General features: G+C 69.1%; 12 protein-coding genes. 7 read left to right on the top strand and 5 right to left on the bottom strand.

Annotation, left to right across the window (positions count from 1 at the left end; all coding sequences use genetic code 11):
• Window positions 1–4: 4 nt before the first annotated feature.
• Window positions 5–1,315, bottom strand: coding sequence for an exodeoxyribonuclease VII large subunit (xseA, locus tag AA0Y20_RS11895; RefSeq protein WP_412939405.1), 1,311 nt, complete (start codon window positions 1,313–1,315; stop codon window positions 5–7).
• A gap of 58 nt (window positions 1,316–1,373) precedes the next feature.
• Between xseA and AA0Y20_RS11890 the strand changes: the two genes are divergently transcribed.
• Together AA0Y20_RS11890 and AA0Y20_RS11885 are read left to right on the top strand one after the other, a co-directional pair.
• Window positions 1,374–2,435, top strand: a complete 1,062-nt coding sequence (locus AA0Y20_RS11890; RefSeq protein ID WP_412939404.1) for a 4-hydroxy-3-methylbut-2-enyl diphosphate reductase — start codon at window positions 1,374–1,376, stop codon at window positions 2,433–2,435.
• A complete protein-coding gene (locus AA0Y20_RS11885) occupies window positions 2,432–3,013 on the top strand; it encodes a DUF6264 family protein (RefSeq protein WP_412939403.1) in 582 nt (193 codons plus the stop codon). Before AA0Y20_RS11890 ends, AA0Y20_RS11885 begins: the two co-directional genes overlap by 4 nt.
• 69 nt (window positions 3,014–3,082) lie before the next feature.
• Here the strand turns inward: AA0Y20_RS11885 and fbaA are convergent, their stop codons facing one another.
• Window positions 3,083–4,111: a class II fructose-bisphosphate aldolase gene (fbaA, locus tag AA0Y20_RS11880; RefSeq protein WP_412939402.1), complete on the bottom strand. Its 1,029-nt coding sequence runs from the start codon at window positions 4,109–4,111 to the stop codon at window positions 3,083–3,085.
• Window positions 4,112–4,321: 210 nt separating this feature from the next.
• Between fbaA and glpX the strand changes: the two genes are divergently transcribed.
• Window positions 4,322–5,311: a class II fructose-bisphosphatase gene (gene glpX / locus AA0Y20_RS11875; protein ID WP_412939401.1), complete on the top strand. Its 990-nt coding sequence runs from the start codon at window positions 4,322–4,324 to the stop codon at window positions 5,309–5,311.
• Window positions 5,312–5,436: 125 nt separating this feature from the next.
• Complete coding sequence (locus AA0Y20_RS11870) at window positions 5,437–5,625, top strand: UDP-N-acetylmuramyl pentapeptide phosphotransferase (RefSeq protein WP_412939400.1); 189 nt, start codon at window positions 5,437–5,439, stop codon at window positions 5,623–5,625.
• Between the two features lie 39 nt (window positions 5,626–5,664).
• Here the strand turns inward: AA0Y20_RS11870 and AA0Y20_RS11865 are convergent, their stop codons facing one another.
• Window positions 5,665–6,912 (bottom strand): DNA recombination protein RmuC, encoded by a 1,248-nt coding sequence (locus AA0Y20_RS11865; RefSeq protein ID WP_412939399.1) that lies wholly within the window; start codon window positions 6,910–6,912, stop codon window positions 5,665–5,667.
• Window positions 6,913–7,008: 96 nt separating this feature from the next.
• On the opposite strand from AA0Y20_RS11865, the gene AA0Y20_RS11860 reads away from it, so the two are divergent.
• The gene (locus tag AA0Y20_RS11860; RefSeq protein ID WP_412939398.1) at window positions 7,009–7,674 is read left to right on the top strand and encodes a DUF6226 family protein; all 666 of its coding nucleotides are present in this window, start codon (window positions 7,009–7,011) and stop codon (window positions 7,672–7,674) included.
• Between the two features lie 195 nt (window positions 7,675–7,869).
• Here the strand turns inward: AA0Y20_RS11860 and AA0Y20_RS11855 are convergent, their stop codons facing one another.
• Window positions 7,870–9,360: a DUF222 domain-containing protein gene (locus AA0Y20_RS11855; protein ID WP_412939397.1), complete on the bottom strand. Its 1,491-nt coding sequence runs from the start codon at window positions 9,358–9,360 to the stop codon at window positions 7,870–7,872.
• A gap of 73 nt (window positions 9,361–9,433) precedes the next feature.
• Window positions 9,434–10,030, bottom strand: coding sequence for an exonuclease domain-containing protein (locus AA0Y20_RS11850; protein WP_412939396.1), 597 nt, complete (start codon window positions 10,028–10,030; stop codon window positions 9,434–9,436).
• A 109-nt stretch (window positions 10,031–10,139) separates the two neighbouring features.
• Here AA0Y20_RS11850 and ychF point away from each other — a divergent pair, with 109 nt between their 5' ends.
• Together ychF and AA0Y20_RS11840 are read left to right on the top strand one after the other, a co-directional pair.
• On the top strand, window positions 10,140–11,219 hold the full coding sequence (gene ychF / locus AA0Y20_RS11845; RefSeq protein ID WP_412939395.1) for a redox-regulated ATPase YchF: 1,080 nt from the start codon (window positions 10,140–10,142) through the stop codon (window positions 11,217–11,219).
• 1,085 nt (window positions 11,220–12,304) lie between these two features.
• On the top strand, window positions 12,305–12,844 hold the full coding sequence (locus AA0Y20_RS11840; RefSeq protein WP_412939394.1) for a Dps family protein: 540 nt from the start codon (window positions 12,305–12,307) through the stop codon (window positions 12,842–12,844).
• Window positions 12,845–12,869 lie beyond the last annotated feature (25 nt).

The following is a 12,869-nucleotide window of genomic DNA, read 5'->3' as shown; positions in this document are numbered from 1 at the left end:
CATTCTAGGACGGGTCCACCGGAGCGCCTGCCGCATCCACAGGTGGAGCGCCGTCGTCGACGACGCCCTCCGACCGGGCCGCGAACGCGCCGCGGCCGACGGTGACGGTGACGTGTGAGCCCGCCGGGGCCTGAGCAGCGTCCCGGACGATGACGCCGGCATCGAGATGCGCGATCGCGTAGCCGCGATCGAGCGTGGCTCCCGGCGACAGCGCGCGGAGAGTCGCGCGGAGCCTCGCGGCCTCATGCCCGGCGCTGTCCATACGCCGCGTCACGATGTCGCGCCCGCGAGCCGTGAGGACGTGCAGCTCGTGGGCGCGGGTCGTCATGAGCGACTCGGGGTTGCGGAGCACCGGCCGCGATCGCAGCTGTTCGAGCTGCGCGAGGTCGTGCGCGACCCGCTGCGTCAGCCGGGTGCGGGCGCGGCTGCGCAACTGCTCGACGAGCGCGCGCTGCTCCACGACGTCGGGCACGACGCGCTTGGCGGCGTCGGTCGGTGTCGAGGCTCGCAGATCCGCGACGTCGTCGAGGAGCGGATGGTCGTTCTCGTGGCCGATCGCCGAGACCACCGGAGTGGTCGCCGCGGCCACCGCGCGCAGCAGCCGCTCGTCGCTGAAGCCGAGGAGCGTCTGCGGGTCTCCGCCGCCGCGCGCGATGACGATCACGTCGACCTCGGGATCGGCGTCGAGCGTGCGCAGCGCTGCGATCGTCTCGGGCACGCACCGGTCGCCCTGCACGGCAGCGTGGACCGTGCGGAACGCGACGTGGGGCCACCGGAGCTCGGCGTTGCGGTGCACATCGCGCTCGGCATCGCTGCGCTCACCGGTGATGAGGCCGATGGTGTGTGGGAGGAAGGGCAGGGCCTTCTTACGGGACGGGTCGAAGAGCCCTTCCGCCCGGAGCTGCGCGCGCAGCCGCTCGAGCTGGACGAGCTGATCGCCGAGCCCCGTCGGTCGCATGGCGGAGACGGTGAAGGAGAAGTCCCCCGACTTCACGAAGTAGTCGCTCTTGACGCACGCGACGACGCGGTCGCCGACCTGCGGGCTCGAGCCGAGGCGCTGGAGGGTGCTCGACCAGAGTCGGAACGACAGCGCGGCATCCGCTTCGGCGTCTTTCAGGCGGCCGAACACGTGACCGCCGCGCAGATTCCACGACGTGATCTCGCCCTCGACCCAGACGGCGTTCCAACGCTGCACGAAGTCGCGGATGGTCTCGTTGAGCCGGGAGATCGACGTCGGCGTCTGCGGCGAGGAATCGCGGGGGTGGACGGCATCCGGCGGCGGCGTCTGATCGGGCGCGGTCTCGAACGACGGCATGGGGCTCCTCACGGCCGGTTCCGAGCGGCCGGCAGGATGCGCCTCGTAGAATCGAGGAGTGAGCACTCCCGCCGTCCGGCTGCCCGTTCCCCGCGTGCCGGGGCGTCACGGCCGTCTTCAGGATATCCCCGTGGGCGCCGCCAAGCGGGTGCTGCTCGCCGCGCCGCGCGGGTACTGCGCCGGCGTCGACCGGGCTGTCGTGGCGGTCGAGAAGGCGCTCGAACGGTTCGGTGCTCCCGTGTACGTGCGCAAGCAGATCGTCCACAACATCCATGTCGTGCGTGAGCTCGAGGAACGCGGTGCCGTCTTCGTCGACGAGGTCGACGCTGTTCCCGCGGGCGCCCACGTCGTCTTCAGCGCCCACGGCGTGTCGCCGGCCGTCGTCTCCGCCGCCTCCGACCGCGGCCTCCAGGCGATCGACGCGACGTGTCCGCTCGTGACCAAGGTGCACCGCGAGGCGGTCCGGTTCGCCCGCGACGACCGCGAGATCCTGCTGATCGGCCACGAAGGCCACGAAGAGGTCGAGGGGACCGCGGGCGAGGCTCCCGAGCACATCACGATCGTCACTTCTCCCGAGCACGCCGACACCGTCGAGGTGCGCGACCCGTCGCGCGTCGTGTGGCTGTCGCAGACGACGCTCTCGGTCGACGAGACGATGGAGACCGTGCGGCGGCTCCGCACCCGGTTCCCCGAGCTGCAGGATCCGCCGTCGGACGACATCTGCTACGCGACCCAGAACCGCCAGGTCGCGATCAAGAAGATCGCCGCCGAGACCGACCTCGTGATCGTCGTCGGGTCGGCGAACTCGTCGAACAGCGTGAGGCTCGTCGAGGTCGCGCTCGAGTACGGCGCCCGCGCCGCCTACCGTGTCGACTACGCCGACGAGATCCGCCAGGAGTGGCTCGACGGTGTCCGCACGGTCGGTGTCACGAGCGGTGCCTCGGTTCCCGAGGTGCTGGTGCAGCAGGTGCTCGCGAGCCTGGCCGATGCCGGCTACGCAGACGTCGACGAGATCCGCACCGCGGAGGAGGACCTGATGTTCTCGCTGCCGAGAGAGCTGCGAACCGACGCGGCGGGCAAGCAGGACGCACGGGCACGCGGCGGACGGGGCCGGTCATGAGCGATCAGGAGCGTCCGCGCCCGCAGTACGGCGAATACGCCACGCCCGAGGAGCAGCGCGCCCGGATCGCGGCACTCGGCGGGGAAGCGCCGCACCCCGATGTGGTCGAGACGGCCCAGGTGCCGGCCGGCTCCGCGGCATCCGGGCCCCACGAGTCCGCACGGCAGCAACTCCCCACGCCACGCCCGACCACGTCGGCTGCGCGCCCGTCACGACTCGCTGACCGGATCATCACGGTCGCCCTGCTCGCGTACGGCCTGGTCACGGTGCTCGGCGCCATTCCGCAGCTGGTCGACTTCACGGGGTTCGCGCAGACGTGGATGGACATGGCCGGCATCAACGGCACGCTCGCCGATCCTGCGGGCGGCCGCGCCTGGGGCATCGCCGCCGCCGTCGTCTACGGCGCCGGCTGGCTGCTGACCGCGGGCCTGGCGTGGTGGTCGCTGTCGTTGCGACGGCTGTCGTGGTGGATCCCGCTCGTCGGCGCCATCGTCACATTCATCATCGTGAGCCTGCTGCTGGCGGCTCCGTTGCTGTCCAACCCGGGTGTGCTGGACGGGCTGACCACGCGGCCCTGACCCGGCCGACGACGAAGAACGGCGCCCCGCGGACGGATCCGCGGGGCGCCGTTTCTGGTGTGTCGGCGGTCAGCTCTGCGACTGGCCGTACGAGCCGAGCTGCTTGGTCGCCTCGACGACGCGAGCGGCCATCGCCGACTCGGCCTTCTTGCCCCATGCGCGCGGGTCGTAGGCCTTCTTGTTGCCGACCTCGCCGTCGACCTTCAGGACGCCGTCGTAGTTCTGGAACATGAACCCGGCGACCGAGCGCGTGAACGCGTACTGCGTGTCGGTGTCGATGTTCATCTTCACGACGCCGTTCGCGACCGCGAGCGCGATCTCCTCGTCGGTCGAGCCGCTGCCGCCGTGGAAGACGAGGTCGAGCGGCTTCTCGCCCGTGCCGAACTTCGAGGCGATGCCGGCCTGGATCTCGCCGAGCAGCTCGGGCTTGAGCTTGACGTTGCCGGGCTTGTAGACGCCGTGGACGTTGCCGAACGTGAGCGCGGCGATCCAGCGGCCCTGGTCACCGAGGCCGAGGGCCTCGACGACCTGCGAGACGTCACCGGTCGTGGTGTACAGGGCGTCGTTCGAGCCCTCGTGCTGAACGCCGTCCTCTTCGCCGCCGACGACGCCGATCTCGACCTCGAGGATCGCGCGGATCGCCTTGATGCGGGGCAGGAGCTCCTTGGCGATCTCGATGTTCTCGGCGAGCGGCACGGCCGACCCGTCCCACATGTGCGACTGGAAGATCGGCTGACCGCCGTCGGCGACAGCCTCTTCCGATGCCGAGATGAGCGGCAGCAGGAAGTCGTCGAGAGCCGGCTTCGGGCAGTGGTCGGTGTGGAGCGCGACCGTGACGGGGTAGTTCTTGGCGACCTCGTGAGCGAACTTCGCGAAGGCGAGCGCGCCGGTCGCGCGGCCCTTGACGGTGTGGCCGGCGAAGTAGTCGGCGCCACCGGTCGTGACCTGGATGATGCCGTCGGAGCCGGCCTCGGTCAGGCCCTGGAGGACGGCGTTGATGGACTGCGAGCTGGCAGCGTTGATGGCGGGGTAGGCGAAACCACCGGCCTTCGCGCGATCCAGCATCTCTGCGTACTGTTCGGGGGTGGCGATGGGCATGAAAGCTCCTCAAATCGGCGGTGTTACCAAGCCCACTTTATCGAAGGCCGCTCCGTCGTCCGGCGGCGCGGCCGGAGAAACGGCGCGGCTTGTTGCTCGGCACGCGCGATGCGGCCCGAGGGCACGATTTTGATAAGAATCACGATTCCTTCATCGGGGCGCGGGTGAAAACGCGCTGTCTTCACCGGTCGCCGACCTATGCTGTGCCCCATGGTGAGTTTGACCGCCGACATGAGTCCGCTGCATCCCGACCGAAACCTCGCACTCGAACTCGTGCGCGCGACCGAGGCGGCCGCGATCCGCTCGGTGCCGTTCATCGGTCGGGGTCAGAAGGAGCTCGCCGACGGGGCTGCGGTCGATGCGATGCGCGCGTTCCTCACGACGGTCAACTTCGACGGCGTGATCGTCATCGGCGAGGGCGAGAAGGATGCCGCTCCGATGCTCTTCAACGGCGAGAAGGTCGGCACCGGTCGCGGTCCGCAGGCCGACATCGCGGTCGACCCGATCGACGGAACGACGCTCACCGCGGAGGGACGCAACAACGCGCTCTCGGTCATCGCGGTGGCCGACCGGGGCGCCATGCTCGATGCCTCGTCGGTCTTCTACATGGACAAGCTCGTCACGGGCCCGGCGGGCGTCGGCGTCGTCGACATCCGGCTGCCGATCGCCGAGAACATCCGGCGGCTCGCGAAGGCTCTCGGCAAGCCGGTCGACGAGCTGGTGGTCTCGGTCCTGAACCGCCCGCGTCACGCGCAGCTGATCCAGGAGATCCGGGATGCCGGTGCGGGAACGCGACTCATGAGCGACGGCGACGTGGCGGGCGGCATCAACGCCGCACGGCACAACGCCCGGACCGACATGTGCGTCGGCGTCGGCGGCAGCCCGGAGGGCACCGTCACGGCATGCGCGATCAAGGCCCTCGGCGGTCACATCCAGGGCCGGTTGTGGGCGCGCGACGACGACGAGAAGCAGCGCGGCATCGACGCGGGGCTCAGCCTCGACGGCCATGTGTACGAAGCGGACGACCTCGTTCGCGGCAAGAACACGATCTTCGTCGCGACCGGTGTGACCAACGGTGAGCTCGTCGGGGGTGTCCGGCGGGAGGGCGACTACGTCTACACCGAGAGCGTCGTGCTGCGCGGCGCGTCGGGGACGCTCCGTCGGATCTCCTCGGAGCACCTCACCTCGAAGTGGCTCTGACCCCGGGAGGGTAACTATCACGACACGACTGCGTGTCAACCACTGATGCTCCCAGCAAGGCTCTGTCACAATGGGCCTCGGTATCAACGGCGATGACCACCCTCACGTCAGCACCCGGGAGAGCCATGTCGATGACAGCAAACAACCCGCCGACCGGTCAGGTCGCGGTGACGATCGACCCCGCGCGACGTCCGGACGTGCTGCTGCGTCGGCGCCACCCGGAGGGGCACCAGATCAGCGCGTGGTGGATGATCGGCGCGTTCGTCGCCGTCTCCGTCGCCGTGGTCGGCCTCGTCAACATGTTCCCCGCCTGAGCAAGCCCCTCCTTTCACTTCCCTCGGCGCGGGGCGGCGTCACAGTCGTTCGCGCAGCTCGCCTACGTCTGCGCTGAGCAGCTCGGGAGCCGTCGTCATCCGCGTCGACGTCTCGATGGGTGCGGGTGCGTTGGTCGCTTCGAGCCTCGTCTCATCGATCCCCGGGAACTTCCGTGCCGTCACGAGCACCCTGCTCTCGAGCGTTCCGACGAACTTGTTGTACGACTCGACAGTCCGCTCGATAGCTCGCCGCAGGTCGGCCGCGTGCGAGGCGAGTCCGCCGAGACGCTGATACAGCTCGTTGCCGAGGTCGAACAGTCGCCGCGCCTCGTCGGAGACGTCCTGCTGTGTCCACGTGTAGGCCACGGTCTTCAGCACCGCCCACAGGTTGACCGGTGACGCGAGCGCGACGCGGCGGCTGAACGCGTAGTCGAGCAGAGCGGGGTCTTCGTCGAGGGCGGCGGCGAGAAGCGACTCGCTCGGGATGAAGCACACGACGAATTCGGGACTCGAGCTCAGGCCCTGCCAGTAGGCCTTCTTCGCGAGCGCGTCGACGTGCGCCCGGACCGCTTTGACGTGCGCGGTCAGCAACGCCTTGCGGCGCCGGGCGTCGTCGCCCTGCGCCGTGACAGGGATAGAGCTGGCCTCGAGGTAGGAGTCGAGGGGCACCTTCGCATCGACCGCGAGAGCCTTGTCGCCCGGCAGCCGGACGATCAGGTCGGGTCGCCCCGCGCCGCTGTCTGACGAGATGCTCGACTGAAGTTCGAAGTCGACGTACCGCGTCAGCCCCGCGGACTCGACGATGCGTCGGAGCTGCGTTTCGCCCCACACCCCGCGCGCGGCGCTCGATCGCAGGGCACCGGCGAGCGACTCGGTCGTCGACCGCAGCGCCTCGTCGGTCTCGCGGCCGAGCCGCAGCTGCTCCGCGACCGAACCGAACTGCTCGCTGCGTTCGCGTTCGAGGAGCTCGACCTTGGCCTGCATCGCCTGCAACGACTCCTGGACGGGCACGAGGGCGCGCAGCACCGCTTGCTCGCGGCGGTCGCGTTCGTCTCGGGCGGCCTGGTCGAGTCGTGCCTGGGTTCCCATCTCGCGCTGCAGCTCGCGCTGTCGCTCGAGATGCTCGGCGTGGGCGTCGCGCTCGGCCTCCGCGACCGCCGCACGAGCCTCGAGCCGGGCGCGGTCGGCGGCTCCGTCGCGCGACGCGCGAGCGGAGCCCGCGAACCACCCGCCTGCGGCTGCGATCGCGGCGACGACGATGAGAAGGAAGACGAGAGGGGCGTCCATGTGTCCAGGATGCCGGGTGGTTCCGACATCGCTCGGAGGCGGCGTTCGGCGCGGCGCTCGCGGGCCTCGTGGGGGTGGGTGCGGGAGGATGCCGGAATGAGCGATTACGTGCGGCCCGAGATCGATACGCCGGTGTTCCGCGACGCGGAGGGAAGAGTCATCGAGTACGGCAACCGCTGGCCGGGGTCACCGCCCGAAGACACGTACTCGGTCGACACACATCCCGAGCGGTTCGCGCCGTTGCATGCCGTCGCCGACGCTCTCGTCGCCCACCTGCGCGCCACATACGACGTCATGGTCGACGAGGGGGTCGAGGTCGCCGCGGATCTGAACGTGCCCAGGTTCTCGGAGGTGATACGGGCCGTGCGCCTGCGGCCGGCCGACCCGCGATGCGCGATCGTGACCGTCGTCTTCGACGTGTATCCGGGTGTGTCGGTGCACTCGGGACTGCTGCACGACGCCCACTATCCGCATTGCGGGTGCGATGCGTGCGACGAGGAGTGGGAGGCTGTCGCGACGGAGCTGGAGCGGTACATCTTCGCTGTCGTGACCGGCAACTTCCGAGAGGCTGTCGTGCCGGGGGCGGAGCTCCCGATCCAGCACTCGTTCACGTTCCCCGAGGGTGCTTCGTCGAGCCAGTCGCGGGCGGAGGGCTTTCCTGCGGAGCGTGTCGCGAAGGCGCAGGGCGTTTTCCGCGACGAGCCGGACGGATGGGCGCCCTGGCCGCGCGCGCACGCGTACTCTGTCGGCGGCGGCCGGTAGACGCCCTCTGCCGGCGGTGCGCAGGACGTCGTCGGCTCTCGAGCACGCAGGCGTCCTCGGTCGGCGGTGACGAGGACGTCCTCGGCGATGCCTAGCGGGGCACCCACCACGGTCGTGGTGACAAGCAGACAAAAGGGTCGCGCATCCGCTTCGCGCGGTCGCATGCGTCGATGCCGGCGCGGTCGCGGGCATCGCTCAGAACGGTGGGTCACCCCGGCCCGGTGGGTCCGCGGTCGTGAATGCGACGAGGGGTGGTGGTGCGTCTTCGCGGTAGACCCGCCCGGTCGGTGATGTCCACACGAGTGTTCCGCCCGGGAGTTGTCGTACCTGCCATCTCGTGTGGTGTTTGACGTCGTGGTGTCGTTTGCAGAGGTTCGCGAGGTTGCATACGTGCGTTGGTCCGCCGTGGGATGCGGCGATGGTGTGGTCGAGTTCGCAGCGGATGGCGGGTTGTCGGCATCCGGGGAACCGGCAGTGCCGGTCCCTCGCCCGCAACAGTCGGACCATGGCGGCGGTGGGCCGGTACGTGTCGCATTCGAGCACCGTGCCGGTGACGGGGTGGGTGAGCAGTCGGTCCCATGAGGTCGCGTCACCGGCGAGTTCGCGTGCGGTGGTGGCGTCGATGGGGGAGCGGCCAGCGAGGTCGGCTGGCCCCTCGTCCTCACCCATCAGGGTCAGCGCCGACACGGCGACTTGCACGTGCGCGCGGATCGCGCCGAGCGTCCCGTCCCCGTCGCCGGTCGCGGTGGGGTCGAGCGCGGGCGAACCGGCGAGGAGGAGGTCGGAGAACACATCGGCGCGGACCTGATCGATCGTGCGCGTGTCACCGACGAACGACGACCCGTCGGCGCCCGCGTGGTCGATCAGGCCGTCGGTGCCGGGTGAACCGGCCATCCCGCCCAGGGGCGCCGCGTCGCCGGAGGCATCGCTGCCGAGCAGCGTGCGCACGCCGTCAGCGGCCGCCGTGCCCGTGCCCGCAGCGTCGGTCCCCCCGGTCTCTGCGCCCGCGGCGTCAGCCTGGGCCCGTGCGTTGATGATCTCGCGCGCCTGCCGGGTGAGCCGGTCGGCGATCCCGTCCGCGATGACGGTCGGCAAGGTCGCGATCAGGTCCGACATCCCGTCCGGGCCCGCCTGCACGCGCACGCACCGCCCCGCAGCGGCCTCCTCGTGTCGTTCGGTAAAGGACCGCGGGTGCATCCGCTCCGCGATCATCCGCAACGCCTCCCGCACCCGGTTCGGCGTCTCGCCCTCGCACCGTTCGACCGCGATCCGTTCGAAATCCTCGCGATCCTCCGCTGGCACGAGGCATCCGACCTCCTGGATCACCCGCACATGGCCCCGGACGATGCGTCCGTCCTCCCAGGCGGCCATCGTCACCGGGTAGTTCTCGACCAGATCTCGGGCTTCATCGATCCGCCGCTGCAACGTCCGATCGGTTGCGACGAACACTCCGGCGAGTTCCGCGGCGATGCCACGCAGTGCCATCTCCTGCGCCCTGACCTTCTCCGACGCGCTTGCAGACTGCGATTCGGCCAGCCGACCGGCCGCAGCCAGGAGCCGAACCTCGCGCACGTGCGCCGCCCGTATGGCATCCGCTACGTCGTCGGCATCCGCGACCAGCTGAGCGAGGGCGTCGACGTCACCGTCGCTGCCCATCCCGCTGCCGAGTCCGTCATTCGAATGCATGTTCGAATCATGTCACGGACCTCCGACATCGCTCCGTAACTGTCCCCAGGCCCGAGACCGGCGGGCGGTTCTGTCAGGCCGGGCTGAGGATCGACGTGCCGATGTGCTCGTGCTCGGGCACGCGCACTCCCAGCAGCATCGCGAGCTCGACGAGGTCGTCGGCACCGGCTCGACGAGCCGCGTCGATGGTGATGTGAGCGCAGGCCAGCGCATCTGCCAGAGCGTCGTGGTGTGCGAAGTCGAGGAATCCGACTGCTGCGGCCACGAGTGGCAGCCGGTAGGAATCGAGCTGATAGGTCTTGCGTGCGAGCTGCACGCTGCACACCGAGCGGATCGCCGGGAGCGCGGCATCCGTCGCCTCGCAAGCGCGCCGCAACACGGCCATGTCGAAGCCGGCATTGTGGGCCACGAGCACGTCGTCGCCGATGAAGTCGAGCAGGCGTGGAAGTTGGGCGACCCAGCCGGGTGCGCCCTCCACGGCGTCGGCCGTGATGCCGTGGATCGAGACGTTGATGTCGAAGAAGCGGTCGTGGCCGGACGGCGGGCGGATCAGCCAGCCGTCGGAGGCGACGACCTCACCGTCGCGAACGCGAACCAGGCCGACAGAGCACGCGGATGCACTTGAGGAGTTCGCCGTCTCGAAGTCGATCGCGGTGAAGTCCAGTGCCACGGAATAAGAGTCACCCGTGTCCGGAGCACGGGAAAGGAGGCGCGCCGCCGAGCCGGGCGATCCGAATCCGTCGGGGGTGGTGTCGGCCAGCCACGTAGACTGGATGCCCGTGGCTCTCACCATCGGAATCGTAGGACTGCCCAACGTCGGCAAGTCGACCCTCTTCAACGCCCTGACCAAGAACCAGGTTCTCGCAGCGAACTACCCGTTCGCGACGATCGAGCCGAACGTCGGCGTGGTGAACCTCCCCGACCCGCGCCTGAAGGTGCTGGCCGAGATCTTCCACTCCGAGCGCATCCTCCCGGCCGCCGTGTCGTTCGTCGACATCGCCGGGATCGTGCGCGGCGCGTCGGAGGGTGAGGGGCTGGGCAACCAGTTCCTCGCGAACATCCGCGAGGCCGACGCCATCGCGCAGGTCGTCCGCGGCTTCGCGGACGACGACGTCGTGCACGTCGAGGGCGCCGTGAACCCCCAGAACGACATGGAGACGATCAACGCCGAGCTGCAGCTCGCCGACCTCCAGACTCTCGAGAAGGCGATCACGCGCTACGAGAAGGAAGTTCGCGGCAAGAAGCTCGATCCTTCCGTGCTCGAGTCCGCCAAGGCGGCTCAGGATGCTCTTCAGCGAGGCGAGCTGCTGTCGGGAGCCGACTCCAAGATCGACCTCGCGCCCATCAAGGAGCTCGGCCTGCTGACGGCCAAGCCGTTCATCTTCGTCTTCAACGTCGACGAGGCCGTTCTCACGGATGACGCGCGCAAGGCGGAGCTCGCGGCGCTCGTCGCACCCGCGCAGGCGGTGTTCCTCGACGCGAAGATCGAGTCGGAGCTGATCGACCTCGACCCCGAGGAAGCCGCCGAGCTGCTCGCCTCGACCGGGCAGGACGAGTCGGGCCTCGACCAGCTCGCGCGCATCGGATTCGACACGCTGGGCCTCCAGACCTACCTCACGGCGGGTCCGAAGGAGGCGCGCGCCTGGACGATCGGCAAGGGCTGGAAGGCTCCCCAGGCGGCCGGCGTGATCCACACCGACTTCGAGAAGGGCTTCATCAAGGCGGAGGTGATCTCGTTCGAGGACCTCGTCGCGACGGGCTCCGTCGCGGAGGCCCGCGCGAAGGGCAAGGCGCGCCTCGAGGGCAAGGACTACGTCATGCAGGACGGCGACGTCGTGGAGTTCCGCTTCAACGTCTGACGGGAGCGTGTCGCTTCGATTGCCGAGCACTCTCGCGCCCGCGGTACGGTAACCCCGTGCCAACGATCGTGCCCGAACGGACAATCGACTCACTGTTCGCTTTCGAGGCCATTTCTGCGCTGCCGACTGCGCGGATATTCTCGCCTGCCAACAATGCGGGGAGCGGGACACCCGATCACGTCATCTCCGTGCCGCAAGGGTCATTCGTGTTCGAACTCAAGACGTTGTCACGTGCGGCGCGCGCAGGGTCACCGTGGTACGTGGATGTTCCACGCACTCAATTGAGCAACTATGCGGCGTCTGCACCCAGAACCATCTACGTGCTGCCGGCGGAGCCATCTATCCCGAGTCGACCCTGGCTACGGAGGTGCAAGGTTGACCCTGACCTGAAGGGACGCTGCAAGGCGTGCTACGCGTCCCGCAGCTCGACCGATGCGGTCTCTCGTCGGCGATGGGCAGGATTGGACCCGAGGTGGCAGGCGCAGCCGCCGCAGACTCAACTGCAGCCGTGGTTTAGTCACTGGGCATGGTGTCTTCCCGCTACGTCACTGCAAGCGCAGCTCAGCGGACTTCCTGGGGTTAGCGGCAATGCCGGATCGTGGTTCGTACCCGCGCAGGATGCGGCCTTGCAGAGCCGCCCGGGCGCGATTCGGCTCTGTCACCTCCTCGACGCTCTTTCCGCGGCAGGCGGGTTGACGACTCCGTACCCGAACGGACCCCGATCGGCTGGACCGGGTGCTGGAGCAAACTTCGCGTCGACCCACATGTCAACCGGCGAGTCAGGGTCAGCCGGGAATGGCCCCCGCCGACATCCCAAAGCTGACGGCGCAAACGTCGTGGATCTCGGAATGCTCGTGTGGACCGAGGCCGCCGAAGTAAAGCTGCCCGAGGGAGCGCGACCGACCGTCATTTCCCCGCCCGGCGAGGGCTGACGCGCTTCGCGGCTCGCGAGGCGACGGTGCACGTCGAAAGCCGCCAACTTCTGAACGTCCCGTTACCAGCCCTCGCGCGATCCATCAACCGGTGGGCGCCTCGGTCCGGCCCTGCCTAGCGTGGATGTCATCTCGACTCGAGGAGGCAACACTATGGCCACGAACACCACCACCACGCGCAACAAGCGCCGCGCTTCAGGCGCCGGTCTGACGAACGAGCAGAACGCCGAGAGCGGTTTCCGCGCTTCGCAGAAGCTCAGCGAGAACACCCAGAAGGTGCTCGTCGACCTCATCGAGCTGTCGCTCCAGGGCAAGCAGGCACACTGGAACGTCGTCGGTCGCAACTTCCGCGACACCCACCTGCAGCTCGATGAGATCATCGACGCCGCCCGCGAGTTCGCCGACACGGTCGCCGAGCGCATGCGTGCGCTCCACGCCCTCCCGGATGGCCGCAGCGACACCGTCGCCGAGACGACGACGCTGCCGGAGTTCCCGCAGGGCGAGATCGACACCGCCGAGGTCATCGATCTGATCACCGAGCGCCTCGAAGCGACGATCGGCACCTGCCGCGACGTTCACGACGAGGTCGACGACGAAGACCCGACGACTGCCGACATCCTGCACTCGATCCTCGAGCGTCTCGAGCAGCTCGCCTGGATGGTCAGCGCCGAGAACCGCAAGCCCCAGGCCTGAACCCCGGCGGCTGCCGGACATACCC

The sequence above is a fragment of the Microbacterium pratiae genome, from assembly GCF_047302165.1.
GTDB lineage: Bacteria > Actinomycetota > Actinomycetes > Actinomycetales > Microbacteriaceae > Microbacterium.
The sequence above is the reverse complement of the archived record's forward strand: the minus strand, read 5'-3'. Positions and strand labels throughout refer to the sequence as shown.

Bases quoted from the DNA above. Each gene is read 5' to 3' on its own strand.
- xseA (WP_412939405.1), bottom strand. From the start codon at position 1,315: ATGCCGTCGTTCGAGACCGCGCCCGATCAGACGCCGCCGCCGGATGCC.
- AA0Y20_RS11885 (WP_412939403.1), top strand. From the start codon at position 2,432: ATGAGCGATCAGGAGCGTCCGCGCCCGCAGTACGGCGAATACGCCACG.
- fbaA (WP_412939402.1), bottom strand. From the start codon at position 4,111: ATGCCCATCGCCACCCCCGAACAGTACGCAGAGATGCTGGATCGCGCG.
- glpX (WP_412939401.1), top strand. From the start codon at position 4,322: ATGGTGAGTTTGACCGCCGACATGAGTCCGCTGCATCCCGACCGAAAC.
- AA0Y20_RS11870 (WP_412939400.1), top strand. From the start codon at position 5,437: ATGTCGATGACAGCAAACAACCCGCCGACCGGTCAGGTCGCGGTGACG.
- AA0Y20_RS11865 (WP_412939399.1), bottom strand. From the start codon at position 6,912: ATGGACGCCCCTCTCGTCTTCCTTCTCATCGTCGTCGCCGCGATCGCA.
- AA0Y20_RS11860 (WP_412939398.1), top strand. From the start codon at position 7,009: ATGAGCGATTACGTGCGGCCCGAGATCGATACGCCGGTGTTCCGCGAC.
- AA0Y20_RS11855 (WP_412939397.1), bottom strand. From the start codon at position 9,360: ATGCATTCGAATGACGGACTCGGCAGCGGGATGGGCAGCGACGGTGAC.
- AA0Y20_RS11840 (WP_412939394.1), top strand. From the start codon at position 12,305: ATGGCCACGAACACCACCACCACGCGCAACAAGCGCCGCGCTTCAGGC.